Origin of the sequence: Merdimonas faecis (genome assembly GCF_001754075.1) — a bacterium.
GTDB classification, from domain to species: Bacteria; Bacillota; Clostridia; order Lachnospirales; family Lachnospiraceae; genus Merdimonas; species Merdimonas faecis.
In genome coordinates this window covers 142,061-165,292 of sequence record NZ_MIEH01000006.1, presented here as the reverse complement: position 1 = coordinate 165,292, position 23,232 = coordinate 142,061, and the positions used below count along the sequence as shown (strand labels likewise).

General features: G+C 48.8%; 25 protein-coding genes. 20 read left to right on the top strand and 5 right to left on the bottom strand.

Features of this window, described 5'->3' with window-relative positions; genetic code table 11:
* The 6 genes from BKD12_RS17470 to BKD12_RS02775 form a co-directional block, all read left to right on the top strand.
* Positions 1 to 371 (top strand): hypothetical protein (locus BKD12_RS17470; protein ID WP_330385519.1); only part of this gene is annotated, 371 nt, incomplete at its 5' end.
* A gap of 35 nt (positions 372 to 406) precedes the next feature.
* Positions 407 to 1,234, top strand: a complete 828-nt coding sequence (locus tag BKD12_RS02795; protein ID WP_330385518.1) for a PD-(D/E)XK nuclease family transposase — start codon at positions 407 to 409, stop codon at positions 1,232 to 1,234.
* Positions 1,221 to 2,066, top strand: a complete 846-nt coding sequence (locus BKD12_RS02790; protein WP_070087815.1) for a DNA-3-methyladenine glycosylase family protein — start codon at positions 1,221 to 1,223, stop codon at positions 2,064 to 2,066. The genes BKD12_RS02795 and BKD12_RS02790 overlap by 14 nt, the downstream gene beginning before the upstream one ends.
* A 30-nt stretch (positions 2,067 to 2,096) precedes the next feature.
* On the top strand, positions 2,097 to 3,284 hold the full coding sequence (locus BKD12_RS02785) for an iron-containing alcohol dehydrogenase (protein ID WP_070087797.1): 1,188 nt from the start codon (positions 2,097 to 2,099) through the stop codon (positions 3,282 to 3,284).
* Positions 3,285 to 3,286: 2 nt separating this feature from the next.
* On the top strand, positions 3,287 to 3,652 hold the full coding sequence (gene crcB / locus BKD12_RS02780; RefSeq protein WP_070087796.1) for a fluoride efflux transporter CrcB: 366 nt from the start codon (positions 3,287 to 3,289) through the stop codon (positions 3,650 to 3,652).
* 77 nt (positions 3,653 to 3,729) lie between these two features.
* Positions 3,730 to 3,942 carry a FeoA family protein gene (locus BKD12_RS02775; RefSeq protein WP_070087795.1) on the top strand — a complete coding sequence of 71 codons (213 nt, stop codon included), beginning with the start codon at positions 3,730 to 3,732 and terminating at the stop codon, positions 3,940 to 3,942.
* 82 nt (positions 3,943 to 4,024) lie between these two features.
* Here the strand turns inward: BKD12_RS02775 and BKD12_RS02770 are convergent, their stop codons facing one another.
* Positions 4,025 to 5,818: a BlaR1 family beta-lactam sensor/signal transducer gene (locus BKD12_RS02770; protein ID WP_070087794.1), complete on the bottom strand. Its 1,794-nt coding sequence runs from the start codon at positions 5,816 to 5,818 to the stop codon at positions 4,025 to 4,027.
* Entirely contained in the window at positions 5,815 to 6,204 is a 390-nt protein-coding gene (locus BKD12_RS02765) for a BlaI/MecI/CopY family transcriptional regulator (RefSeq protein ID WP_070087793.1), read from the bottom strand. Before BKD12_RS02765 ends, BKD12_RS02770 begins: the two co-directional genes overlap by 4 nt.
* 190 nt (positions 6,205 to 6,394) lie before the next feature.
* On the opposite strand from BKD12_RS02765, the gene BKD12_RS02760 reads away from it, so the two are divergent.
* Entirely contained in the window at positions 6,395 to 7,243 is an 849-nt protein-coding gene (locus BKD12_RS02760; protein WP_242872689.1) for a metallophosphoesterase, read from the top strand.
* Positions 7,244 to 7,353: 110 nt separating this feature from the next.
* Positions 7,354 to 8,601, top strand: coding sequence for a nucleotidyltransferase domain-containing protein (locus BKD12_RS02755; protein ID WP_070087792.1), 1,248 nt, complete (start codon positions 7,354 to 7,356; stop codon positions 8,599 to 8,601).
* 59 nt (positions 8,602 to 8,660) lie between these two features.
* On the opposite strand, the gene BKD12_RS16695 is transcribed toward BKD12_RS02755, so the two are convergent.
* Positions 8,661 to 8,900: a hypothetical protein gene (locus tag BKD12_RS16695; protein WP_141736925.1), complete on the bottom strand. Its 240-nt coding sequence runs from the start codon at positions 8,898 to 8,900 to the stop codon at positions 8,661 to 8,663.
* A 224-nt stretch (positions 8,901 to 9,124) separates the two neighbouring features.
* Entirely contained in the window at positions 9,125 to 10,084 is a 960-nt protein-coding gene (locus BKD12_RS16820; RefSeq protein WP_176730909.1) for a hypothetical protein, read from the bottom strand.
* A gap of 689 nt (positions 10,085 to 10,773) precedes the next feature.
* Here BKD12_RS16820 and BKD12_RS02740 point away from each other — a divergent pair.
* Both BKD12_RS02740 and BKD12_RS02735 read left to right on the top strand, forming a co-directional pair.
* Positions 10,774 to 11,871 carry a radical SAM protein gene (locus BKD12_RS02740; protein WP_070087812.1) on the top strand — a complete coding sequence of 366 codons (1,098 nt, stop codon included), beginning with the start codon at positions 10,774 to 10,776 and terminating at the stop codon, positions 11,869 to 11,871.
* The gene (locus BKD12_RS02735) at positions 11,858 to 12,154 is read left to right on the top strand and encodes a PqqD family protein (protein WP_070087790.1); all 297 of its coding nucleotides are present in this window, start codon (positions 11,858 to 11,860) and stop codon (positions 12,152 to 12,154) included. The genes BKD12_RS02740 and BKD12_RS02735 overlap by 14 nt, the downstream gene beginning before the upstream one ends.
* Positions 12,155 to 12,353: 199 nt before the next feature.
* Here BKD12_RS02735 and BKD12_RS02730 read toward each other — a convergent pair whose 3' ends face one another.
* A complete protein-coding gene (locus tag BKD12_RS02730; protein WP_070087789.1) occupies positions 12,354 to 13,034 on the bottom strand; it encodes an Abi family protein in 681 nt (226 codons plus the stop codon).
* Positions 13,035 to 13,263: 229 nt separating this feature from the next.
* Here BKD12_RS02730 and BKD12_RS02725 point away from each other — a divergent pair, with 229 nt between their 5' ends.
* From BKD12_RS02725 to BKD12_RS02680, 10 genes are all read left to right on the top strand, one after another.
* Positions 13,264 to 13,626 carry a PqqD family protein gene (locus tag BKD12_RS02725; protein ID WP_070087788.1) on the top strand — a complete coding sequence of 121 codons (363 nt, stop codon included), beginning with the start codon at positions 13,264 to 13,266 and terminating at the stop codon, positions 13,624 to 13,626.
* Positions 13,627 to 13,628: 2 nt separating this feature from the next.
* Entirely contained in the window at positions 13,629 to 14,036 is a 408-nt protein-coding gene (locus BKD12_RS02720; RefSeq protein ID WP_070087787.1) for a hypothetical protein, read from the top strand.
* Positions 14,037 to 14,111: 75 nt separating this feature from the next.
* On the top strand, positions 14,112 to 15,248 hold the full coding sequence (locus BKD12_RS02715) for a radical SAM protein (protein ID WP_070087786.1): 1,137 nt from the start codon (positions 14,112 to 14,114) through the stop codon (positions 15,246 to 15,248).
* On the top strand, positions 15,223 to 16,146 hold the full coding sequence (locus tag BKD12_RS02710; RefSeq protein ID WP_070087785.1) for a hypothetical protein: 924 nt from the start codon (positions 15,223 to 15,225) through the stop codon (positions 16,144 to 16,146). Before BKD12_RS02715 ends, BKD12_RS02710 begins: the two co-directional genes overlap by 26 nt.
* A gap of 110 nt (positions 16,147 to 16,256) precedes the next feature.
* Complete coding sequence (locus BKD12_RS02705; RefSeq protein WP_070087811.1) at positions 16,257 to 18,047, top strand: ABC transporter ATP-binding protein; 1,791 nt, start codon at positions 16,257 to 16,259, stop codon at positions 18,045 to 18,047.
* 45 nt (positions 18,048 to 18,092) lie between these two features.
* On the top strand, positions 18,093 to 18,584 hold the full coding sequence (locus tag BKD12_RS02700) for a S24/S26 family peptidase (protein WP_070087784.1): 492 nt from the start codon (positions 18,093 to 18,095) through the stop codon (positions 18,582 to 18,584).
* A 44-nt stretch (positions 18,585 to 18,628) separates the two neighbouring features.
* Entirely contained in the window at positions 18,629 to 19,417 is a 789-nt protein-coding gene (locus BKD12_RS02695) for a tyrosine-protein phosphatase (RefSeq protein WP_070087783.1), read from the top strand.
* Positions 19,404 to 20,282 (top strand): immunoglobulin-like domain-containing protein, encoded by an 879-nt coding sequence (locus BKD12_RS02690; RefSeq protein ID WP_070087782.1) that lies wholly within the window; start codon positions 19,404 to 19,406, stop codon positions 20,280 to 20,282. The genes BKD12_RS02695 and BKD12_RS02690 overlap by 14 nt, the downstream gene beginning before the upstream one ends.
* Positions 20,283 to 20,286: 4 nt before the next feature.
* Positions 20,287 to 21,726 (top strand): polysaccharide biosynthesis tyrosine autokinase, encoded by a 1,440-nt coding sequence (locus BKD12_RS02685; RefSeq protein ID WP_070087781.1) that lies wholly within the window; start codon positions 20,287 to 20,289, stop codon positions 21,724 to 21,726.
* Positions 21,723 to 23,231: a polysaccharide biosynthesis tyrosine autokinase gene (locus BKD12_RS02680; RefSeq protein ID WP_070087780.1), complete on the top strand. Its 1,509-nt coding sequence runs from the start codon at positions 21,723 to 21,725 to the stop codon at positions 23,229 to 23,231. The genes BKD12_RS02685 and BKD12_RS02680 overlap by 4 nt, the downstream gene beginning before the upstream one ends.
* Position 23,232 lies beyond the last annotated feature (1 nt).

Sequence of the window (23,232 nt, the reverse complement as noted above, 5' to 3'; positions counted from 1 at the left end):
ATCACTCCCTCCTACTCGATTTGGATTGCTTTCCTTTTAGGGATATGCTATGTTATAATTATCTATCCGGTGAAAACCGGTTCTTAAGTTTCTTTGCTTCTGTAATTGGAAGCGTTTTAACAATTTCGTTTTATTTTCCAATTTATTTTCAATTCTATATTTCTAAAAAGGGGGAATCTGTCTGTGAAGAAATCTTTAAAATCTCATTTTCCGATTATTCGGTCGAAAGAAGAAGTCCGTCTCATTATAAGGAGAAATTTGCGGCTGGAAGAATTATTTCAAAGCTGGACAGCAGGAAGAATTTCTGGATTTTTGTTCCGGAAACAGGGGTGTCAAAATCCTGTATGATTCATTTTTCAAAGAAATCCTAAACCCAGAAAATGCACCAGAGCGCCTGAATGAATTATTGTCTCTTATCCTAAGGCAGCAGGTGAAGATTTTACAAGTACTTCCCAATGATTCCACACGGATTGCGGACGAAAGCTCTCTGGTTATTATGGATATCGTGGTAGAGCTGGAGGATCATAGTATTGCAAATGTGGAGGTGCAGAAGATCGGTTATAAATTTTCAGGCCAAAGAAGCGCCTGTTATTCGGCGGATCTCCTCCTTCGCCAGTATAAACGCGTACGGGGAGAAAGGGGAAGGGCGTTTAGCTACCGCGATATCCATAAAGTATATACAATCGTATTTTTTGAACAGAGTCCGGAAAGCTTTCGGAGATTTAAGGAGGAATGTATCCACCATTTTACCCAAGTATCTGACACTGGCGCGGAGATTGAGCTTCTGCAGGAATTCTGTTATGTCTGCCTTGACATCTTTCAGGATCTTCTGCACAATAAAGGTATTAGAAACAAGCTGGACGCATGGCTCACATTCCTAAGCGTAGATGATCCGGAAGCGATAGAGGCATTACTTGACCAGTATCCGGAGTTTGGAAAACCCTACCAGGAAATTTATGAGCTGTGCCGGAATGTGGAAAGGGTGATGGGGATGTTCTCGGAGGAGTTACGTGAATTGGACCGGAATACGGTACAGTTAATGATTGATGAAATGCAGGAGGAGATCGATGCATTAAGGAAGGAGCGGGAAGAAGCAAAACAGGAAGCGGAAAAGACGCTGGCCAGGAAAACGGAAGAGGCGTCTCAAAAGGATAAAAAGATTTCCGAGCAGGAGCAGGAAATCGCGGAGCTTAAGAAGAAGCTGGCGATGTATGAAGAGCATGGTAACGATTGATAATAACTACTTTTCAATCCCCCAGGTCTGTGAATCCGGGCAGTGTTTCCGGATGGATCTGGTATCGGAAAATACATATGAACTTCTGGCAGGCGGCAGGTATCTGAAAATCGAGGTCATAGAACAGGGGCAGCCGGAAGAGACGGGGAGAACGATATTACACTGTTCAAAGGAAGAGTACGAAGAGGTATGGAAAAAATATTTTGACCTTTCTGCGTCTTATGCCGATTATGCCAGGCGAATTGACGAAGCAGATGAATACCTGAAAGCCGCGGCCAGGTTTGGACAGGGGATTCGGATCCTGAGGCAGGACGTATGGGAGATGATCATTACATTTATTATTTCCCAGCAGAATAATATTCCCCGTATTAAGGGACTGATCCGGGCATTGTGCGAAAAATATGGCAGGAGAAAAGAAACTCCGGAGGGAGGCTTTTACGATACATTTCCAGATGCCGAGGCGCTGGCAGGCGTGTCGGAAGAGGAATTACGGGAGTTAAAGCTGGGATACCGGAGTAAATATATCTGTGGTACGGCAAGGATGGCTGCGGAAGGAGATTTTGATCTGGAAAAGCTAAAAGGCATGGCCTATGAGGATGCCAGAGCAGAGCTTATGCGCCTTCCGGGAATCGGCGGCAAGGTAGCAGACTGTATCTGCCTGTTTGCCCTGCATCAGATGGATGCATTTCCTGTGGATACGCATATTAAAAAGGCACTGGAGCTCCATTACCCAGAAGGATTTCCTTTTACGAGATATCAGGGATGTGCGGGAGTGATGCAGCAGTATATGTTTTACTATGATCTGAAAGCAAGAGAAAAAGAGTTGCTGTAAAAGGAGACAGAAAGAGGAAGGAGAGGACAGATGGAAAATTTTCAGTATTATACACCGACAAAAATCATCTTTGGCAGAGGGGCAGAAGAGCAGACGGGACAGCTGGCAGCGGAGCAGGGGTGTAAAAAAGTGCTGGTCCATTATGGCGGCGGGAGCGTGGTAAGAAGCGGCCTGCTGGAACGGATATACCGGTCGCTTGATGCGGTTGGGATTTCTTATGTTTCCCTGGGAGGGGTGGTGCCAAATCCCAGACTTTCTCTCGTGTATGAGGGTATCCGGCTTGCCCGGAAAGAGCAGGTTGATTTCATTCTGGCCGTGGGCGGCGGAAGCGTCATAGACTCTGCCAAGGCGATTGGATATGGCGTGGCAAATGAAGGGGATGTGTGGGACTTTTATGACAAGAGACGTACGGCGAAAGCCTGCCTCCCGATCGGCGTCGTGCTGACGATTGCGGCGGCAGGATCCGAGATGAGCGATTCATCCGTGATCACGAAAGAGGAAGGCTGGCTGAAACGGGGATATAGCAGCAACTATGCCCGGGCGAGGTTTGCCGTGATGAACCCGGAGCTTACCATGACGCTGCCGAAATATCAGACTGCCAGCGGATGTGTGGACATTATGATGCATACGATGGAGCGTTATTTCAACCATAGCGAAAATATGGAAATGACAGACGGCATTAGTGAGCATCTGCTTCGGACGGTGATGAAAAATGCAAAGATCCTGATGAATGAGCCGGACAACTATCAGGCCAGGGCAGAGGTGATGTGGGCCGGAAGTCTTTCGCACAACGGCCTGACCGGATGTGGAACCGGCGGCGGAGACTGGGCAAGCCATCAGCTGGAACATGAGCTGGGCGGAATGTTTGACGTGGCTCACGGAGCAGGACTTGCAGCGGTCTGGGGAAGCTGGGCGCGCTATGTAATGGACGCTGCGCCTGAGCGGTTTGCGAAATTTGCGGTGAATGTGATGGGAGTAAAGCCAGAGGCGGAAAAGCTTAAAACGGCACAGAAAGGGATCGAAGCGATGGAGGATTTTTACCGCGCTCTTGATATGCCGGTCTGCATCGGGGATATGGGAATTGAACTTACGGAAGAACAGATGCGGGAGCTGGCCGAGAAATGCAGTCATTTCGGGAAACGTACCATTGGCTGTATCAAAAAGCTGGATCAAGAGGATATGTACCAGATTTATAAAGAGGCAAGAGGGAGGAAATAGGCATGGCAGGATTCTTGTATGTGGGAGCCGGCGGTGCGCTTGGAGCAGCGCTTCGCTATGCGATCAGTCTTCTGCCTTATAAAGGACTATTTCCTGCGCTCACGCTGATCACAAACGTGCTTGGCGCGGCAGCGATCGGCTGCATTGCAGGAGTGGCGGCCCGCCGCGGGGGCCATGAACAGCTGGCGCTTTTCCTGAAAACCGGCGTATGCGGCGGTTTTACAACGTTTTCTACGTTTTCACTGGAGACATACGACCTTTTGAACCGGGGACATTATAAGACTGCGGCGGCCTACATGGTCCTGAGTATGGTGCTCTGTCTGGTGGGAGTGGCCGCAGGGTTTTACCTGGCGGAGCATATTGGATAGGATTTGTTTTATGCAACAAAGATTGCGATTGACTAACCCTGTATCTGTTTTCTAAAATTAGAAAAAGGAGGGATATCATGCAGGCGTTGTCAAATGCGAGACAAGGAGAGTCTTACACCATTAAATGGATGTTCGGTCTGCCGGATGTGCTCGATTTCCTGCATAGCCGTCATGTGGAAGAGGGCAGCACGATCAGGGTGATCCAGCAGTGCCGGGACAGTGTGATCATAGGAGTGCAGGACATAAGACTGGTCCTTGGATACGAAGTTGCAGAAAAGATCAAGGTATAGAAGAATAAAAGGTAGACGTAAATAAGACTCCGCCGCATCCTGAATTTCGTGGAAGGGATGCGGCGGAGTCTTATCCTGATTTTTATAGGGAATTTAAAACTTCCAGGGTGATCTCTGCTGCGGCAGTGCCGTCCGCACCGTCCGTATCCCGGATATTCGTGGCAAAGCAGCGGACATGTCCTTCGTTTTCCAGAAAACCTACGAACCAGCCATTTACATTTTTTCCGTTTTCAAGGCCCGTGCCGGTTTTGCCGTAAAGCTTTCCAAGAGGAGTATCTGCAATAAACAAGGCGTTTTTGACAGCCTGGATATTTTCTTCATCAAATCCCCATCTGTTCTGGAGCAGTCCGGATAAAAGGAGAACCTGTTCTGCCGGAGAAATTTTCAGAGAAGCCTCCGCCCAGTAGTGATCTGTGCCGGAAGAGAGATCACAGTTCCCAAAGGAGACCTGACAATAGTAGGAATATAAAGCTGAAATCCCCATCTGCTGATCCAGATCCTGGAAATACCAGTTTACAGAATTCTGCATGGCAGTGGCAAGAGTCTGATCCTGATTCCAGGATTCAAAGGGATATGCGGTTCCGTTCCATTCCCGTCCGGAGGACTCCGGCGTAATAAGTCCCTCTTCCAGAGCAAAAAGGCCGCTGTATATTTTAAAAGTAGAATCCGGGGATACACGGCGGGTACTCAACTTTTCATTGTATATCTGCCACTGGTCTTTCGTTACATCATATAAGACAAAGGAGCCCTGCGTTTCTGCAAAACAGGCGGAGAGATCTATTTGCTCCAGCTGTTTGGCGGAAAGATCAGAAAGATCAAACGTATTGTCAGGGAAAGCATAGACTGACAGAAACGGGCTTGCCGCCAAAAGAAGCAGTGCTGTCAGGAGTAAAATGACAATGCTCCTGCATTTCCGGGACCTGGTATCCGGTCTGTACTCCGCAATCTCTTTTATCCGCCGTAGTGCAGCGGATTTGTCTTGGCCCAGGCTGGAGAGCGGAGAGAGAAATGCATGATCCCGCAGGCTCCCGGCATAGCGGATCAGCATGTGTCCGTAGCTTGCGGCCTGCTCCCTGCCTGCCGTGCGGATTACAGCATGGTCACAGGCAATCTCGCAGTCCCGGCGCATGACGGTAAAGCTGTAGCGGATCAGGGGATGAAACCAGTACAGGATCTGGAGGATACAGCTTAAGCCATTGAGGATGGCATCTTTGTGCTTCAGATGCTGCAGCTCATGCAGAAAAATAAAGCGGATATCATCAGCGGACAGCAGAATGTCCAGATCCTCCGGAATGAAGATTGTGGGACGGAGAATCCCGCAGGAGGCAGGGCTTTCAATGCGGCAGGATGTGTACAGATCCACCTGGCGACGGACACCGGCCTTTCGCATGCATGAGGAATAAAGAGCATAAAGATCCGGTTCCTGTTCGGGGGTGATACGGCGGGCCGAATTTTTAAGCATATAGATCTTATAAATCTGGATGATAAAGCATAAGAAAGTGACCGCACATCCGATGCCCCAGAAGGCGGCAAGAAATGTGCTCAAAGGCAGAGCCGTGCTGCCGTCCAGTGATGAGGCAAAATCCGACAGCCCCAGCTGCATGGAGGCAATGGCGGTGTCATTTGTTTCCGCAGGAATACCGGACACAGAAGAAGCAGAGGGAAGAAGATCCCGGATTTTATAAATAAGCCCGGCCGGATCGAAAAGCTGTTCCGGCACCAGAGGAAGGACCAGCGCCAGCATCCAGATATACCAGATGCGGCGTCGGCTGTCTGCGGTCACATGCCTGCGGAAGACGGTTCTAAAAAGCAGCACCAGGCCCAGAAAACCGGTGAGCACAATATTGCACAGAAGAAAATGAATGGGAAAAGTCAAAGCACTTCACCTCCGCCCAGTTTGGAATCGATCAGGCGGTGCATTTCTTCCAGATCATCATCTGATAATTCGGAGCCGGATAAAAGAGAAGACAGCAGCGCAGAGGCCTGACCGTTGTAAAACCGGTTTAAAAAGAGGTGGCTTTCCTGGCACAGATAGCTTTCCTGTGAGATCAGGGGATAGTAATAATACATCCGCCCCCGCTGTTCATAGGCAATGACCTGCTTGGCTGTCAGCCGGGATAAAAGCGTGTGGACTGTTTTGCTGCTCCACTGATGGTCTTCCGGAACTCGTTCACACACATCGTTGGTGCTGATCGGAGAACTCTCCCAGATAATCTTCATAATCTCATATTCTGCGGCTGAGATCTGCGGTAATTTTTCCATGATGTCCTCCTTAATCTTACTTATGTAGTCATTATAAGCACCGGCGAGCAAAACAGTCAATAGAAAAGAGGCAGTCTGTCCGGACTTTTGATCATTTGCCAGATTGTTCTGGTTTTTCTTGATAAAAGAATGAGAAAGCGTATATAATAGTCAAATAAACTTTTGGAAGCTGATATGGGGAGAAAATAAAGTGAAGAAAGTCATTGCTATTATCATCATTGTGCTTATCGTCTATGTGGCCGGAAGTGTTTTTGTATCCTATAATTATCTGGCGGTGAATGAGTTTTCAGTAGATACCGGGAAATGCAGAGAAGCCGTCACGGCGGTGGTGATCTCGGATCTTCACGACCATGAGTTTGGAGCGGATAATTGGAGGTTGGCAGAGAAAATAGAAGAGATTCAGCCGGATCTCATTCTTATGGACGGGGATATGCTTAACGAGGCATCGGAAGATGCGTTGGTTCCGCTGGAGCTGATCGGGCAGTTAAAAGATACGGCGCCGGTCTACTATGCGCTGGGGAACCACGAGCTTGGCTATATGGAAAACGGACATCCGGAGCTGACCGGAGAACTGGAAGCGGCAGGAGCAGTCGTGCTGGATAAAACATATGTGGATATAGAGGTGAATGGGAACAAGGTCAGGATTGGCGGCATGTATGACTATGCTTTTGGCTTAAATGGCAATAACGACGCATCTGCGGCGCCGTCGGATACCCTTTCCTTCCTGCAGGAGTTTCAGGACACGGACAACTTAAAGATCATGCTGGCCCACCGCCCGGACAGCTTCATCTTTGGAGATGCGAGCAAGGTCTGGGACGTGGATCTGGTGGTCAGCGGACACAACCACGGCGGCCAGGTGGTCATTCCGTTTCTGGGCGGGCTTTACGGCGGGGATCAGGGCTGGTTCCCGGAATATATCCATGGAATGTATCAGAAGGATAAGATCCGGATGTTTGTGACCAGCGGCCTGGGAACGCATCATGAAAAGCTCCCCCGGTTCAACAATCCTCCGGAGATCGCGGTTTTAACAATTCAATAAAAATGATGAGATTATCTCTTGACGTATGGCCTGGGAAATTTTACCATGTAAAAGGAAATAAAAGAACTTATAGCAGATAGTAGGATTATGCGACGATAAGAGGTAAAAAGATGCCTGGGAGAATAAGTGAGAAAATGATGGAAGCTCTCTGCTGCTTCCTGAAAGGAAGAAAGGCAGTCTGGGAGGACGGGCTGGATGCGGAAGAGTGGGCAGAATTCTTCCGGCTTAGCCAGCACCACCAGATCCTGCCGATGGTCTATGACGCAGTCTATAGCTGTCCGGCTTTCCGGACCTGCCCTGAGGGGCTTGTGTTGGCAGTCAAAGGGCAGGTGATCCGGCAGGTCATGATGCAAAGCCGGAAGACCGGAGAGTTTCTGCAGCTATATCAAAAGCTGGCAGAGGCGGGACTGACGCCTCTGGTGGTGAAGGGGCTGGTATGCCGGAGCCTGTACCGGGAGCCGGATTATCGGGCGTCCGGAGATGAAGATATACTGATCCCTGCGGAGCAGTTTCCGGAATGCAGCCGCATTTTTGCAGAAAACCAGATGCTTCCGGCAGAGCCGGATAAGGATCCCGAGAAAGAAGGAGAAGTGCCGTATTATAAGGCGGGCGGGGCGCTGCATATTGAGCTTCATAAAGAGCTGTTTTCCTCAGAGTCGGATGCCTATGGAAGCCTTAATGACTTTTTCAAAGACGCCTTTGTGCGGAAGATCCAGAAAGAGATACAGGGAATCCCGGTCTATACACTTTGCCACACGGATCACCTACTGTATCTTATCCTGCATGCATTCAAACATTTCCTTCACAGCGGATTCGGGATCCGTCAGGTATGTGATATCGTCATTTATGCGGGTGTATATGGAAAAGAGATAGACTGGGAAGCGGTGCTGGAAAAATGCAGGAGCATCCATGCGGATGTATTTGCCGCCGCCCTTTTTGATATCGGAGAAAAATACATGGAGTTTGATCCGGGAAAGGCCGGTTATCCCGACAGCTGGAGCCAGCTGAAGACAGACGGGACGGAGCTTCTGGAGGATATCCTGGAGGGAGGCGTGTTCGGAGATTCCAGCATGAGCAGAAAGCACAGCAGCAATATCACATTACAGGCGGTCAGCGAGAGCAAAAGAGGAAAGAAGGCCAAAGCGTCTGTCCTGCAGTCTCTTTTCCCGGACCGGAGATATATGGAAAGAAACTACAGCTATCTGAAAAAGCACAGGTTTCTTCTGCCGGTGGCCTATCTGTCAAGGATTGGGAAATACCTGAAGGAAACAAGGCAGAGCAAAGGGAATTACGCAAAAGCAAGCATTGAGATCGGGAGCCGGAGAGTGGATTTGCTGAAAAAGTATAAGATCATATAGAAGAAAAATCAGGAAAAGGCGCAGCACATGAAGAGGCTGCGCCTTTTTCTCGGCCAAAATCAAATGCCATATTTGCGGTATAGTTCTTCGCGAAAATCCGGATCAGAGGCAACTTTGATGATCAGGTCATTTTTCTTTTCCTTATCCAGAATCAGAATTAATTTACTGTAGCGCTCCGAAGCCTGCTGTTGTCCCTGGGCCTGCCCCTGTGCAAGTCCCTTGGCAAGTCCCTGCGCCTGGCCCTCTGCGAGGCCCTGTGCGAGAGCATCGTCCCAGATCATTTGTCCAAGTTCTGTCATGGCAATCTCCTCCTTTATTGTGGCTAAATTCATGCCTCTAAAAAATTTAAGTGCGAAAGCATATAGAATGGCTTCCATCTTTCGTATTTCATTCTGAGAGAAAATATGTTTCTCTTCTGTTATCTTTAGTATGCGGATTCCCTGTAAGATGCAGTCTTTTCGGTTTCTTTCGCCAAATGACAGGCGCAGCATATGAAGAGGCTGCGCCTTTTTCTCGGCCAAAATCAAATGCCATATTTGCGGTATAGTTCTTCGCGAAAATCCGGATCAGAGGCAACTTTGATGATCAGGTCATTTTTCTTTTCCTTATCCAGAATCAGGATTAATTTACTGTAGCGTTCCGAAGCCTGCTGTTGTCCCTGCGCCTGGCCCTGTGCAAGTCCTTTGGCAAGTCCCTGTGCCTGGCCCTCTGCGAGAGCATCGTCCCAGATCATTTGTCCAAGTTCTGTCATGGCAATCTCCTCCTTTATTGTGGCTAAATTCATGCCTCTAAAAAATTTAAGTGCGAAAGCGTATAGAATGGCTTCCATCTTTCGTATTTCATTCTGAGAGAAAATATGTTTCTCTTCTGTTATCTTTAGTATGCGGATTCCCTGCAGAATACATGTCTTTCGATTGTCTGACTCTGCCATAAGCGGAGACAGAAGAAGCGGAATGATATCTGTCCGGTCTAGTCCCGAGGATGCTTTTTCTTTTAGGGAATCAAGCAGCTTTTTCTGGTCGTGGTCTTTCAGCCGGATTACCTTCACTCGATAGGTGTTGATTCCTTCCGTGATATGATCCAGCAGACGGCTGGCTTTTGAGGAGCATATCACATAAGTGATGACCGGGGCGTTTACCCGTCTGGCGGTGGTCGCCTCGTATTCCCGGAAGCGCTTTAAGTCTTCCGGAGTGATGGCGTTGCTTTCGAATTCAAAGTGACACCAGGTGCCGTCTTCCAGCTCAAAGAGAAAATCCTCGTACATGTGTCTGGTTTCCAGTTCCACGATCTCGGTGGGAGAGGAACGGATCATCTTTCCGGGAATCCCAAGCCAGTGGAGGAGTTCGGCGCCGAAGTAGTCGGCGGCGGACTTTAAGGCAAGATCCTCCAGGTGGGCGAGATCATGATTCCGGCGGGTTTCATTTGGCAGCAATGTGACCTCCGTTTCCGGCGGCACAGGACTGTCTCCATATATAAATATCATAGCATAAAAAATGCTCTACTGACAGCAGAATGCCTGATTTTGCAAATGTTTTTGGGATTTGTTTGTTAGAATATCGTCCGAATGGACAGAAAAATGTGCAGAACATGTCAGCGTGACATGAAGGATAAAAATAAGAAATAGAAAATATATGTGATATATGGCGGCAGTGCCGTGCGTAACTGCTGTCTGTAGGAGTATCATAGCAGATAGAAGACGGAAGTGCAATGGGAATGATTCAAGAAATCTGGCGGTATAAATATACTGTCGGGGCGCTCCGTACTCCGCCACAAGGTCTAAGGTCATTCACATGCCAGTGACCACTGTGGCAATTCCTCCAATCAGGTTATCTATGATCATGATAATAATAACATTGGTGAGGCAATGGTAGAGACCGGAACAGATGGTTTGGGTACCTTGGAGTGTGCCATATATACAGGTTATAATGAACTTACCGGAGAGTTTACTGGATCAATATCAGCTTCGGAAGTATATATAGGGCAGGAAATATACTGGACAACATCCTCCGGAAGCCGGACATGGCATCACAGGGGTACTGTGACCGCAACTGCGGAAGGGCATCCCAATCGCTCTTAATATAACGGCTATGATACACTTAAATGTAAAAGTACAAAGGATTAGAGGGAGAATCGATAATGTGTCGGTTCTCTTTTTTAAAGGAGAAGTTTGAGATGGAGCTTTTTCAAACAGAGGCAACAACTCTGGAAAAGGTTATACTGCAAAAAGCCGCTGCCGCACAGCGCCCCGTTAACGGCACCCTTGAGATCCTCCCTCTCTGCAATATGAACTGTGATATGTGCTACATCAGACGGGATCGCACTGCGGAAGAATGGATCGGGCTGGGAGAAGAGATGCGGAAAGCGGGTGTGCTTTTCTTACTTTTGACTGGCGGGGAGCCTCTTTTATTCCCTGATTTTCAAATACTGTATCTGGAATTGAAGCGGAGGGGTATGGTTTTGACAATCAACACTAACGGTACACTTCTTGATGAGAAATGGGCGGATTTTTTCGGGAAAGAAAAGCCGAGGAGGATTAATATCACGCTTTATGGAGCGGATGAGAGGGCTTATGAGGAGCTCTGTCATTACCCGGGAGGTTTCGAGAGAACAATGCGGGGAATCCGGCTTCTAAAAGAACGTGGTGTGGATGTCAAGATCAATGGCAGTGTAACAAAGGAGAATTGCAAGGATATAGAGCGGATCTATCAGATCGGACGGGAGCTTGAAATACCGGTACATATGGATACTTACATGCTGCCGGGGATACGGGAGAGAGGGCTGGCTATTGAACAGCAGTCCAGGCTGGCGCCGGAAGCGGCGGCTGCCGCAGAACTTGAAACAGTCAAAACAGAGCTTGGAGAAGAACAATTTTCTTTCTATGTACAAAGAAAAATTGCACAGATAGAAAATGGCCCTGATGTTTATCCGGATGGCATGACCTGTATGGCGGGGAACTGTTCCTTCTCAGTGAACTGGCAGGGAGAAATGCGTCCCTGTGTCACCATAGAAGAGCCGTCGGCTCCAGTATTTGAGATAGGATTTGATGCTGCCTGGGAAAAGATGTCAGGAGGGGCAAAGAAATTTCGTCTGCATACAAAATGTGTCAAGTGCCGGCTGCGCCCTGTGTGCAAGACATGTGTGGCGAGCGCCTGGCTGGAGACCGGGAAATACGATGGTTTACCGGAGTATCTTTGCAGGTACGCCAAAGAATATGTGCGGTTACTTTATGAAGCAAATGCTGGTTTAAGGAGAAAAGATGAAGACAAATAAGGAATATGTATTAAGAGAGATAGCAGGAGAGCCGTTATTAATCCCTGCGGGGATGGCATCCCAGAAATTGAATGGAATGATCCGGCTGACAGAGACGGCTGCATATATATGGAAACAGGTAGATACAGCGTCAGACCTTGAGGAAATCGTAGAGAAGATACTTCAGGAATTTGAGGTGAATGAAGAAACTGCAAGGCGGGATGTGTATGGTTTCCTTCGTGAGTTGCATATAAGAGGAATCGTAGAGGATATCCCTGAATTTGCAGGAGGTCAGAAGCTGTAGAAGAGGAAAGAAGCCATTGGCTAATTTTATATCGAAAGAAACGTATACCATAATATAAATTCCGTGACAGAGCATATTCTTTCATGTATGAAAATACAAAAAATAAGGAACCAATGCAGGCATCAGCTCCTCGGAAAAACCATATAAGTTTTTTGATCTTCGTAACTATTGTATGAGGTATAGATATATCTGTCAACTCTTATTTGCGGTATTTGTTGCAAAAGATGTTTACCACTTTGTGGGTAAAATGGTAACATTCTTTTATGCTTAAATTTTTGTCAAAGTATTCTTTGTGGCGAGGCATTTTTTCTTCGAATAGCCATTTTAATTGACGAATTCCATTTTGTTTAATTCCTTCACTTTTTACTACGTTTAGATAAACATAAACAAGAATGACAAAATCGTGTATTACCGGATTTTGCATCCAAGTGTCTCGACTTTTCTCAGAGATACTCTTTATTTTTGATACTTGAAATTGGATATCCCTATTTTTATGGAGTGTTATATTATAAGGTGCTTTTAGACTATTCAGCAGGCAATTATTATGTGCAGCTGCATTGCGCAGGAACTTTAGTGACCAAAGATAACTGCTGAAATATTCTTTTGACGGATATTTCTGATAGTATAGCTGGTATAAATCAATAAAATGACCAAATGAGAGTACCTCCACAATTTCCCGGAGTGCATAACTATCATCTTCCCCCTGTCTCTTTTTGATCAAGTCGCTGGTTGCGGATTTTCCAATCTTATCATGCAGCGTTTTTATTCTCATATAATCAGAGTCCAGATATTCCATGACAATATTATAGCCGTCTTCATCTGAATTTTGAGTAAGATCATAAAGAAACAACGGGATTATATCATATACAGTCTTATCCATCTACAGCTTTCGACATGATTCTATTCTTACCTTTGAACGAAATTCCGTTTTGCAGTTTAATGTCCGGAATGAGGGATTCGGTGGGAGAAAAGAGTGGGGAGAACTGTTTCGGCAAAAGTGTGAATATTCTGTGATAAATTTGTGAAAAATGCCATTGACAATAGGGACAATTATGATATGATATTAACGTATAGGTATAATGAGATAAAAGGGGAGGAATAAAAGCATATTGGAGAGAGATGAAAAGTCATCCGTGACACTCTCCAGTTCCGAAACTCAGGAGCATCTTCCGGAAGGAACAAAAGAGGAGAATGTCAGGGTCTTTAGAGCAAATCCGAACTTTCTTCTGCGGGAAGTGGCAGGTGAATCCGTGCTGGTGCCTGTAGGAGAGGCGGGAGTGTTTGAGAACAGTGTGATATCGCTGAATGAAACCTGCAGTTTTCTGTGGAAATTGTTCCAGGAGCCAAGATCGGCGGAGGATGTGATTGCTGAGGCGAGAAAAGAGTATTCCGATCCAGATGGCGAGATGGAGCAAGGCATAAAAGATTTTATAAGAGAATATTTACAGTATGGTTTATTGAAGGAGGAGTAAAAATGGAGAGGAAAGTATGGAGAAGACCTCTTACAGAAGTGCAAAAGTTTGAGGCGAATGAGTATGTAGCGGCTTGTGGGGATAGTGGAGTGGAATATTATTTTGAATGTAATGCGCCTGGAGGAACACTTTACTATTATCCCAATAGGGACAATGCTGTAGATGGAGTTCATGCGGATATTGGCAGAGATCGGCTTGGTGGGTATAAACCGTGTGAAGATAAACACGTTACTTCAGCGATAAATGATTTCTATGATGGATTTGTGGATTATAATGATAATGGCAGGCAGGATGATGGAGAAGGTGTAATTGTTTGGCTTGAAATGGGGTGGTTTATGGGCCCGTATGTAAAAGATTATCATGCAACTAAAAATCTTGATATGGACTCTTGGGAGACAACTAGATCATAATGCTTAACCATATAATCAAAATAGACCGGATAACCTCCGGTCTATTTTCACGTTACCCGAAAGGAGACAACACCTATGGAACCTTTAGAAGGCGCCACTACCGTGGAGCGCATGCTTCTCGACCAGGCCAAGCGCACACTCACCCCGGCAAACGGCAGTATTGAGTTGCTGCCTCTCTGCAACATGAACTGTGATATGTGCTATATCCGGCTGAGCCGGGAAGAGATGGAGTGGCAGGGAAGACTGCGCACAGTAGACGAATGGCTGGAGATCGGAAGGCAGATGAAGGATGCGGGAGTCCTGTTCTTGTTATTGACAGGAGGAGAACCGTTCCTGTATCCTGATTTTAGAAGACTTTATCTGGAACTGCGTAAGATGGGGATGATCATCACCATCAATACCAACGGCACGCTGATCGATGAAGATCTGGCTGCGTTTTTTGGAAAATATAAACCAAGAAGAGTGAATATTACTCTTTATGGTACGGACGAAGAGACTTATGCAAATCTTTGCCATTACCCTGGAGGATATGAGAAGACCCTGCGGGGAATCCGGCTTTTACGGGAGCAGGGGGTGGATGTGAAGGTGGGCGGAAGCCTGGCCCGGGCGAATCAGGATGACCTTGATAAACTGCTGGATATCGGAGAAGAGCTGGATATCCCTGTCCGGGTGGACACTTATATGATGCCTGCTACCAGGGAGCGTGATCTGCCTTATAATATGCAGTCCCGTTTAAATCCGGAGGAGGCGGCGAGAGCCAGGATCCATGCACTGAAAAGGGAGATGGGGTCGGAGCTGTTCCCTCAATATGTACAGCAGTCGGTCTATAGAGCTGATCATCCGGAACACGCTGAAGCTGAGCCGGGACATATGTCCTGTATGGCGGGGCAGTGCTCGTTTACGATCAACTGGCAGGGAGAGATGCGCCCCTGTGTGATCTTGAGCGAACCGGCTGTCTCCGTGTTTGAGGTCGGTTTTGAGAGCGCGTGGAAGTATATTGTGGAGGAGACGCAGAAGATTCTGTTGAACGCGCAGTGCAGCACGTGTCATTTGAGACATCTGTGCCGTACATGTGCGGCCAGCGCACTGTTGGAGACAGGCAGCTATGACGGCGTACCGGATTATATGTGCCGTTATGCAGGTGAGTCTTTGAGAATCTTGCGGGAAGAGTGGGAGAAGATACAGCATGGACAAGCTATTTCAGATCGGTGATTTTACATTTCGCCTTTGCTGCCCGGCGGAGGTGACGCCGCCGGAAAATTTCATGAAGTTTGAGAGTGGCTCAAGAGCGCCGGGGCAGCGGGAGTCTGGACAGTTGGAAGAGAGCGGGACCGTAAAAGCTCCTGAGTATACATATCATATAGAGGTTTCAGACCATCTGCCGGAGCCGGATGGGAAGATTGTGGCGAGACGACCGGATCTTCTGGTGTTCCAGCGTCAGGCAGAGGGAGACAGCCAGCTATTGGAGAGCCGCCTGATCGGCGTGAAGGGAAGGCCGGATCCTTATGCCTGCTACCGGGAGACGAGTGCGAATCGGGCGGAGATCCTTCTGATGCAGGATGAACTCCGGGATCTGCACATTGATCCTCTGTTTACGTCCCTGCTGGCATTAGAGCGGAGGCTGGTGAGGAAGGATCAGATGGTCCTGCACTGTGCTTATGTGGAGTACCGGGGAGAGGCTATCTTATTTTCCGCTCCTTCAGAGACGGGAAAGACCACCCAGGCGGGGCTTTGGGAGAAGTACCGGGGCAGCAGGACTGTGAACGGGGACCGGTCCCTGCTGGGTAAAAAGGAAGGCAGGTGGATCGCCCAGGGATGGCCGGTATGCGGGACATCCGAGGTATGTCATAATGAGGCGATTCCCATAAAGGCAGTTGTCATGCTGAGCCAGGCAAAGGAAAACCGGGCAGAGAAGCTTAAGCCGGGACAGGCATTTCCTCTTTTGTACAGCCAGATCACGGTCAACAAATGGAATATGCAGGATCATCTGCACACCATGGATCTGATTGAAGACTTCCTGGGGAGTGTGCCGGTCATCCATCTGGGCTGCACTATATCCGAGGAGGCGGTAGAGTGTCTGGAGGAGGCTTTGCAGAGCCTGGATGCTTGACGAGGTTGTATGAGCAGAGTATAATGATCGCACAAAGTGCGATCCGGGCCGGCAGGCCAGCCCTCCCTGCTGCGCAGGGATTATACCGACAGGCAAAGGAGGAAGATAACATGGACGAAGAAAATCAGGACCAGCACAAGAATCCGGCCTTTGAATCTCTGGACATCCTCATATCCAGGTGGAAGGACGGAACCTTCGGAGAGATCATCGACGACTGGAAGTGGATTTTCACGTATAGCGCCAGGTATAAAGGCGCCATCGTATTCTATATTATTCTTGGTATCTTCAGCACCTCTATGGGACTGGTCAGCAGCGTGGCCAGCAAGTATATGATCGACATCATTACCGGCCACGACTCCAGCAGACTCTGGGTCATGGTGGCTATCATGGTGGGAAGTACCGTGTTCAGCCTGGTATTCGGCAGCGTGATCAGCCGGATCACGGCCAAGCTCAGCATTGATATCAACAATGATATTCAGGCGGATATCTTTGATAAGATCGTGGATGCGGACTGGCTGGCACTGAACCAGTATTCCAATGGAGATATCCTGAACCGTTTCAATGGAGATATCGGCACGGTCAGCAGCAATGCCATCAGCTGGCTTCCGACCATTATTATTGCAGTCTATAACTTTATCGCCACTTTTTTCGTGATCCTGCACTATGACTGGATCATGGCGGTCATTGCGCTCGGCAGCGCGCCGTTTATGCTCCTGATGTCCAGATTTATGATCCGGAAGCAGCGGGACTACAGCAAGAAGGTCCGGGAAATGAGCTCCGAGCTTATGACCTTTGAGGTAGAGGCTATTTACAATTTTGATACCATCAAATCCTTCGGGATCGCGCCTCATTACAGTAAGAAGATGCGCTGGTGGCAGGGAAAATTCCGTGATATCAGCCTGAAATATAATATGTTTACCATCAAGACCAATATCCTGATGTCTGTGATGGGAACGCTGGTGCAGTTCCTGGCGTTCGGGTACTGTCTGTTCCGGCTGTGGACAAATGATATTACTTATGGAACGATGACTTTGTTCCTGCAGCAGAGGAGCAAGCTGTCCTCTGCGTTCAGCAATGTGGTGTCTATCATCCCGTCTTTCCTGAACAGCTCGGTTTCCGCACACCGGATCCGTGAGCTGGTGCAGCTTCCCAGAGAGGTACATATTCCCGAGAGCGGCGATATGGACAAGCATGCCTCCCAGGGATTCCGGGTACAGATGGAGGGAGTGGATTTCTCCTATGTGGAGGGGACCAGGGTGATCACGGACTCGGCGTTTGAGGCCAATCCGGGAGAGATCGTGGCGTTGGTAGGGCCTTCCGGCGAGGGCAAGACTACCATGATCCGTCTGATCCTGGGGCTTGTCCGTCCGCAGGACGGAGGGGTGAGCTTATGCGCCGCAGACGGGACCGCAATTGAAATGAATGCGGAGACCAGGCATCTGTTTGCTTATGTGCCCCAGGGAAACACCATTATCTCCGGGACGATTGCAGAAAACATGCGGATGGTAAAAGAGGACGCCACGGACGAGGAGATCATCGAGGCACTGAAAATTTCCTGTGCCTGGGATTTCGTGTCCAAGATGCCGGATACCATCAACAGTAATCTTGGAGAGAGAGGCCGGGGCCTGTCAGAAGGACAGGCGCAGAGGATCGCCATTGCCAGAGCCGTGCTCCGGGACGCACCGGTGCTTTTGCTGGATGAGGCCACTTCGGCGCTGGATGTGACGACAGAGCGTACGGTGCTTCGGAATATTGTAAAGCAGCACCCGAACAAAACCTGTATCGTAACTACCCATCGGCCCAGCGTGCTGAATCTTTGTCAAAGAACTTATAGAGTCATGGAGACAAAGGTGACCGAACTCAGTGAAGAAGAGTCCAGCCGTATGGCTATGGATTTCTAAGCGATGGGATAATAGAAAGATTTTTGATATAGAAGAGGCCGGAGTATGGTTGAGAAGATAGTGGATACAAATGCATATGTATCTGTCCTTCGGGAACTGGCGGAAGAGGGCAGGGTCGTTTCCATGCAGATCGCGGGCAGCAGCATGTCGCCTTTTTTGTGTCATCGTCGGGACTACATCTATTTCACCAGGCCGGAGGAAGAGCTGAAAAGAGGGGACATGGTGTTCTACCAGAGGGACAGTGGCCAGTACGTGATGCACCGCATCTGGAAGGTGAGGCCGGAAGGCTATTATATGGTGGGGGACGCCCAGACCCAGATCGAGGGCCCGTTAAGGCGGGAACAGATCTTTGCCAGGATCGTCCGGGTAAAGCGAAAAGGACGCATTCTGGAGCCGGGAGATTTCTGGTGGGAGTTTTTTGAGCATGTATGGATCCGCATCATTCCGGCAAGAAGATTTACCGCCTGGTGGTATGGAAAGATATCGGGGATCTTTCACAGGAAAGAGAGTTCCCAGAAAAGGAAAAACGTGGTATAATTGTAAGTTGTAACTTATAAAGAGATAGAGATAAAGGGATCGGTATGATTGATATACATACACACATACTTCCCGGGCTGGATGACGGCGCCGCGGATATCTATGACAGTATAGAGATGGCATCTCTGGCATACAGGAACGGAACGAATGTGATCGTGGCAACGCCGCACTGCAATATTCCGGGAATGTATGACAACTATTTCGGAAATGAATATTGCAGAACGTTTCTAAAGACAAAAGAAATCCTGCAGCGGGAGGAGCCGGGGATTACCATCCTTGCCGGGATGGAGGTGTTTGCCACCGAAGAGCTCCCCAGGCTTCTGACAGAAGGGCAGATTTTTCCGGTGAACCGGACCAGATATGTGCTGATGGAATTTGACTTTGGAGAAGATCCGGGATTTGCAGACCGGATCCTTAGAAAAGTCAAAGAAGTCCGGGCGATTCCTATGATCGCACATGTGGAGCGGTACGCCTTTGTTCAGGATGATCCGGCTATTGTATACCGGTGGAAACGAAGAGGCTATGAAATACAGGTCAATAAGGGCAGCTTTCTTGGAAAATTCGGCCGGGGCGCCCAGAAGACGGCGTTTGACCTTCTGAACCATAACCTGGTGACGGTGATCGCCAGCGATGCTCACAGTCCGGAGCGCAGGACCACCTGTATGGCGGATGCGTATGAGTATCTGCGTGAGGAGTACGCAGAGGAGTATCTGGATATTTTATTTGAAAAAAATCCCCGGAATATCTGTAACGGAGTAAAACCGATCCAATTCCGGCGGATTCCGTTTGAAGAAACCATAACTGGAAGGAGTATGTACAGTGAGAAGGCTTAGGATAGCGATCGTGGCGCTTTTTATCCTGTCCGGGATATCATTCGTTGGATATAACGTGATCAGCAGACTGGCGGAGGACCATACGCCGCCGGAGATCAGCTGTGATTCGGATACAGTGTCAGTCAGCGTGGAGGATGAAGAAATCGATGAGGCGCTTCTTAGCGGAGTAAAGGCATCAGACAATGAGGACGGCGATCTGACGGATCAGATCCGGGTGTCTTCCATGTCTAATTTCACAGAGCCTGGAAAGCGTACCATCACCTATGCGGTGTTTGACAAGGCGGGGCAGGCGGCAACGCTTCAAAGGACGCTGGAATACACAGATTATACTTCTCCGCAGATCCTGCTTACAGCGCCTCTTCGGTACAGCCTGGAGGATATGGCGGATGTAAACCTGACAGAAAATATGAGCGTGGAGGACTGCCTGGACGGCGATCTGACCTCGCAGATCCGGGCCACATTTAATGACAGCATCTATATCCAGCAGGCGGGGGAATATCCGGTAACAGTGCAGGTCAGCAACAGTGCGGGGGATACCTGCTCGGTTCCGCTGACGCTGACGGTGACAGATTCCTCTGACAGCAGTGAGAGGGATAAATATTATCCACTGCTTTCCCAGTACATCGTATATACCAATGTGGGAGAGCAGGTGGATCTGGCAGGTCTTCTGACGGGATTTGAAAGAAACGGGGCTGAGTACCTTTTCACGGATCCGGATGCGGCTTCCCTGCCGGGGGCCAGAGAAAATGTGAGCATATCGGGAGATGTAGACTGGGCGACAGCAGGGACATACAATGTGGATTACCAGTTTACATCGGCAGCAGGGGTGACGGCAACGACGAAATTAGCAGTGGTGGTGAGGTGATATCATGGAAAAGACAACCGGTCGGACCTTGGAAAATTACAAAATAGAGCCGTTTACGCTGGTACATGATATCCTGATCAACTGGTGGGCGATTCTCTTGGGAGCGCTGGCGGCAGCAATGCTTTCATACGTTTTTGTGGGAATCCGTTATGTGCCACAGTACACCACGTCTACAACCTTTGTGGTGTCTTCCAGGGGAACAACTGCTTCTTATTCGTCTCTGGGAAGCGCTAATTCAACGACGGCAACCTTCCAGAAGATCATTGAAAGTACGGCGATGCAGGATATCCTCTGTGAGAAGCTGGGCGTGGATTCTATTGATGCGGACATCCAGGCTAATATTGCAGGAGAGACCAACCTTCTGGAGCTGACAGTGACGGCGGCTTCGCCATCGGAGTCCTTCGATATCATGGAAGGGATCCTGGATAATTATTCCAGTATTTCCTATTATACGGTGGGAGACATTGTCCTCAATATCCTGGAGGAGCCGTCCATTCCGTTTTCACCAGATAATCCGATGAATACTGGAAGTGTGATGAAGAAAGTGTTTGTGGCGGCCCTGGCAGCATTTGCGGCGCTGTTCGGTGTGCTTTCCTTCATGAAAGATACACTGAAGACAGAGGAGGATATACAGGAAAAGCTGGATGCAAGAAGCATGGGAGCTATTTCCTATGAAATCAAATATAAATCGATCCGCGAGCTTTTGAGACGGAAAAAGAAGGGACTTTTGATCAACGATCCGCTGGCTGGCTTTGGATTTGTGGAGAGCTTCCGGAAGTTCTCGGCCCGTGTGGAGTACCGGATGGAAAGGGAAGGATGGAAGACGCTGGCGGTGACCAGTGTTTCTGAGAATGAAGGTAAATCAACGGTGGCGGCAAACCTGGCCATCAGCCTTGCGGAGAAGGATTACCGTGTCGTTTTGATCGACGGGGACCTGAAACGTCCGTCACAGTTTCTGATCTTCGGGCTCCATCCCAAGGAGGAAAATGAGCTTGGAGAATTTCTGAAGCGGGAGAAGAAAGAATTTAACCTGTTTATGAAGACTTCTGTTCCGCGGCTTTATGTGGTGGGCGGACGGAACTGCTATTCCTCCTCCACGGATATCCTGCAGAATGAGGTGACGGCGAAGTTCATGCGCCGGTGCAAAGAAGCGGCAGATTACGTGATCGTGGACACACCGCCGACAGCGGTGCTGGGAGATGCGGAGCTGTGGGGACAGTGCACGGATGCGGTGCTGTTTGTGGAGCGTCAGAATTTTATCTACGCAGAGGACATCAATACCATGATCGACAAGTTCCGGGCGCAGGATACCCGGATCCTGGGCGTGGTCATGAACGGCGTACAGTCCTTTGGCCGGGTGGTAAGCTCTACCGTGGGACGTTACAGCAGCCGTTACGGGGAATATGGAAATTATGGGAAGAAGCATAAGGAAAGTGAACAATGAGTGAGAATGTAGAAGCAACAGAAAAGAAAACAAGTCCAGAGATAGAAAAAATAGATATCATGAATCTGGTGGCGGCCTTCTGGAATGGGTTTAAAAGGCTGTGGTTTGTGCTGGTGATCATTGTGATCGTGTGTACAGCGCGGTCCTACTTTTCCACAAGCTTTTCCTATACGCCGCAGTATGTGGCATCGGCAACCGTATCCGTCACGACGCCGGGAGGATCCTATACCAATATCGAGTCCGCACAGGAGATGGCGGCGATCTTTCCCTACATTCTGACCAGCGGTGTCCTGGAGGATGTGGTGCTAAATGATATGGGTTTAAAGTCGCTTCCGGGGCAGATTGAGGTGGAAGCGGAAGAGGGCATGAATATGCTGACCATATCCGTATCTTCCGACGACCCGCAGATGGCTTATAACGTATTGCAGTCTGTGATCAAGAACTATCCGGAAGTAGCGGAATACATATTTGGAGAGACGAATCTGCAGATCCTGGATGAGACGGGAATCCCGTCGGACACCCAGCGGGAGGTCGTGATCCGGGGGTCCTATAAGCGGGGCGCGCTGCAGGGAATGATCATCAGCGCACTGATCCTGTGCCTGTATGTGTTCCTGAAGCGGACCGTAAGGACGAAAGAACAGCTGAACAAGCACATCAATCTTCATGATCTGGGGAGTCTTCCTCATGTCAGGATGAAGAAGCGGAAAAAAGAAGAGTATAACAATCTTACCCTGCTGAACGACCGGATCTCTCCGGCCTATGAAGAGGCTGTCAGGAGACTCAGGGTCCGGGTTATGCGGGAGGCGGAATCTGAGAACGGCGGTGTGATCATGGTGACCAGTTCTGTTCCGGGAGAAGGAAAGACTACGACTGCGGTCAATCTGGCGCTTGCCATTGCCAAGCAGGGAAAATCCGTTATCCTGGCAGACTGTGACCCCAGAAACCCGTCAGTGGCAGAGGTGTTGAAGGATCAGGGAAAGCATCCCGGGATCGGGGCGGTCCTTAGAGGCAAAGTTTCCCTGCAGCGTGCACTGACCATTTTCCAGATCCCGGGAACGGATGCGGAGATGGAAGTGTTATATGGCGGGAAGCCAAATGCCGGAGACGCGGCGCTTCTTGGATCCCGGAAGATGGATAACCTGATCGAGACTCTGCGGATGAGAGCGGATTATGTGATCCTGGACACGGCGCCTGCAGACCTTCTGGCGGATGCATCTTTGCTGGGAAAATATGTGGATTTTGTTCTGTATGTGATCCGCTGTGATTATACCAAGGTCAATAAGATCCGAAGCGGGATTGAGACGCTGACGGCAAGAAATGTCAACCTGCTTGGATACATTTTCAATGATGACGTGAATCAGAAATCCAGCCGCTATGGATATGGATACGGCTATGGGTATGGCCGCTATGGAAGATATGGCCGCTACGGCAGGTATTCTCATTACGGAAAGCTGAAAGGCACGGGGCAGACAGAGGATGAAGCCGGACGTGTGATCAAAGAGTAGG

What these genes read in the sequence shown, in the direction of transcription:
- BKD12_RS02685 (WP_070087781.1), top strand. Translation starts at nt 20,287, where the DNA reads ATGGAAAAGACAACCGGTCGGACCTTGGAAAATTACAAAATAGAGCCG.
- crcB (WP_070087796.1), top strand. Translation starts at nt 3,287, where the DNA reads ATGGCAGGATTCTTGTATGTGGGAGCCGGCGGTGCGCTTGGAGCAGCG.
- BKD12_RS02705 (WP_070087811.1), top strand. Translation starts at nt 16,257, where the DNA reads ATGGACGAAGAAAATCAGGACCAGCACAAGAATCCGGCCTTTGAATCT.
- BKD12_RS16820 (WP_176730909.1), bottom strand. Translation starts at nt 10,084, where the DNA reads ATGATATTTATATATGGAGACAGTCCTGTGCCGCCGGAAACGGAGGTC.
- BKD12_RS02680 (WP_070087780.1), top strand. Translation starts at nt 21,723, where the DNA reads ATGAGTGAGAATGTAGAAGCAACAGAAAAGAAAACAAGTCCAGAGATA.
- BKD12_RS16695 (WP_141736925.1), bottom strand. Translation starts at nt 8,900, where the DNA reads ATGACAGAACTTGGACAAATGATCTGGGACGATGCTCTCGCACAGGGC.
- BKD12_RS02740 (WP_070087812.1), top strand. Translation starts at nt 10,774, where the DNA reads ATGGAGCTTTTTCAAACAGAGGCAACAACTCTGGAAAAGGTTATACTG.
- BKD12_RS02695 (WP_070087783.1), top strand. Translation starts at nt 18,629, where the DNA reads ATGATTGATATACATACACACATACTTCCCGGGCTGGATGACGGCGCC.
- BKD12_RS02715 (WP_070087786.1), top strand. Translation starts at nt 14,112, where the DNA reads ATGGAACCTTTAGAAGGCGCCACTACCGTGGAGCGCATGCTTCTCGAC.
- BKD12_RS02735 (WP_070087790.1), top strand. Translation starts at nt 11,858, where the DNA reads ATGAAGACAAATAAGGAATATGTATTAAGAGAGATAGCAGGAGAGCCG.
- BKD12_RS02765 (WP_070087793.1), bottom strand. Translation starts at nt 6,204, where the DNA reads ATGGAAAAATTACCGCAGATCTCAGCCGCAGAATATGAGATTATGAAG.
- BKD12_RS02775 (WP_070087795.1), top strand. Translation starts at nt 3,730, where the DNA reads ATGCAGGCGTTGTCAAATGCGAGACAAGGAGAGTCTTACACCATTAAA.
- BKD12_RS02755 (WP_070087792.1), top strand. Translation starts at nt 7,354, where the DNA reads ATGCCTGGGAGAATAAGTGAGAAAATGATGGAAGCTCTCTGCTGCTTC.
- BKD12_RS02710 (WP_070087785.1), top strand. Translation starts at nt 15,223, where the DNA reads ATGGACAAGCTATTTCAGATCGGTGATTTTACATTTCGCCTTTGCTGC.
- BKD12_RS02790 (WP_070087815.1), top strand. Translation starts at nt 1,221, where the DNA reads ATGGTAACGATTGATAATAACTACTTTTCAATCCCCCAGGTCTGTGAA.
- BKD12_RS02785 (WP_070087797.1), top strand. Translation starts at nt 2,097, where the DNA reads ATGGAAAATTTTCAGTATTATACACCGACAAAAATCATCTTTGGCAGA.
- BKD12_RS02700 (WP_070087784.1), top strand. Translation starts at nt 18,093, where the DNA reads ATGGTTGAGAAGATAGTGGATACAAATGCATATGTATCTGTCCTTCGG.
- BKD12_RS02730 (WP_070087789.1), bottom strand. Translation starts at nt 13,034, where the DNA reads ATGGATAAGACTGTATATGATATAATCCCGTTGTTTCTTTATGATCTT.
- BKD12_RS02720 (WP_070087787.1), top strand. Translation starts at nt 13,629, where the DNA reads ATGGAGAGGAAAGTATGGAGAAGACCTCTTACAGAAGTGCAAAAGTTT.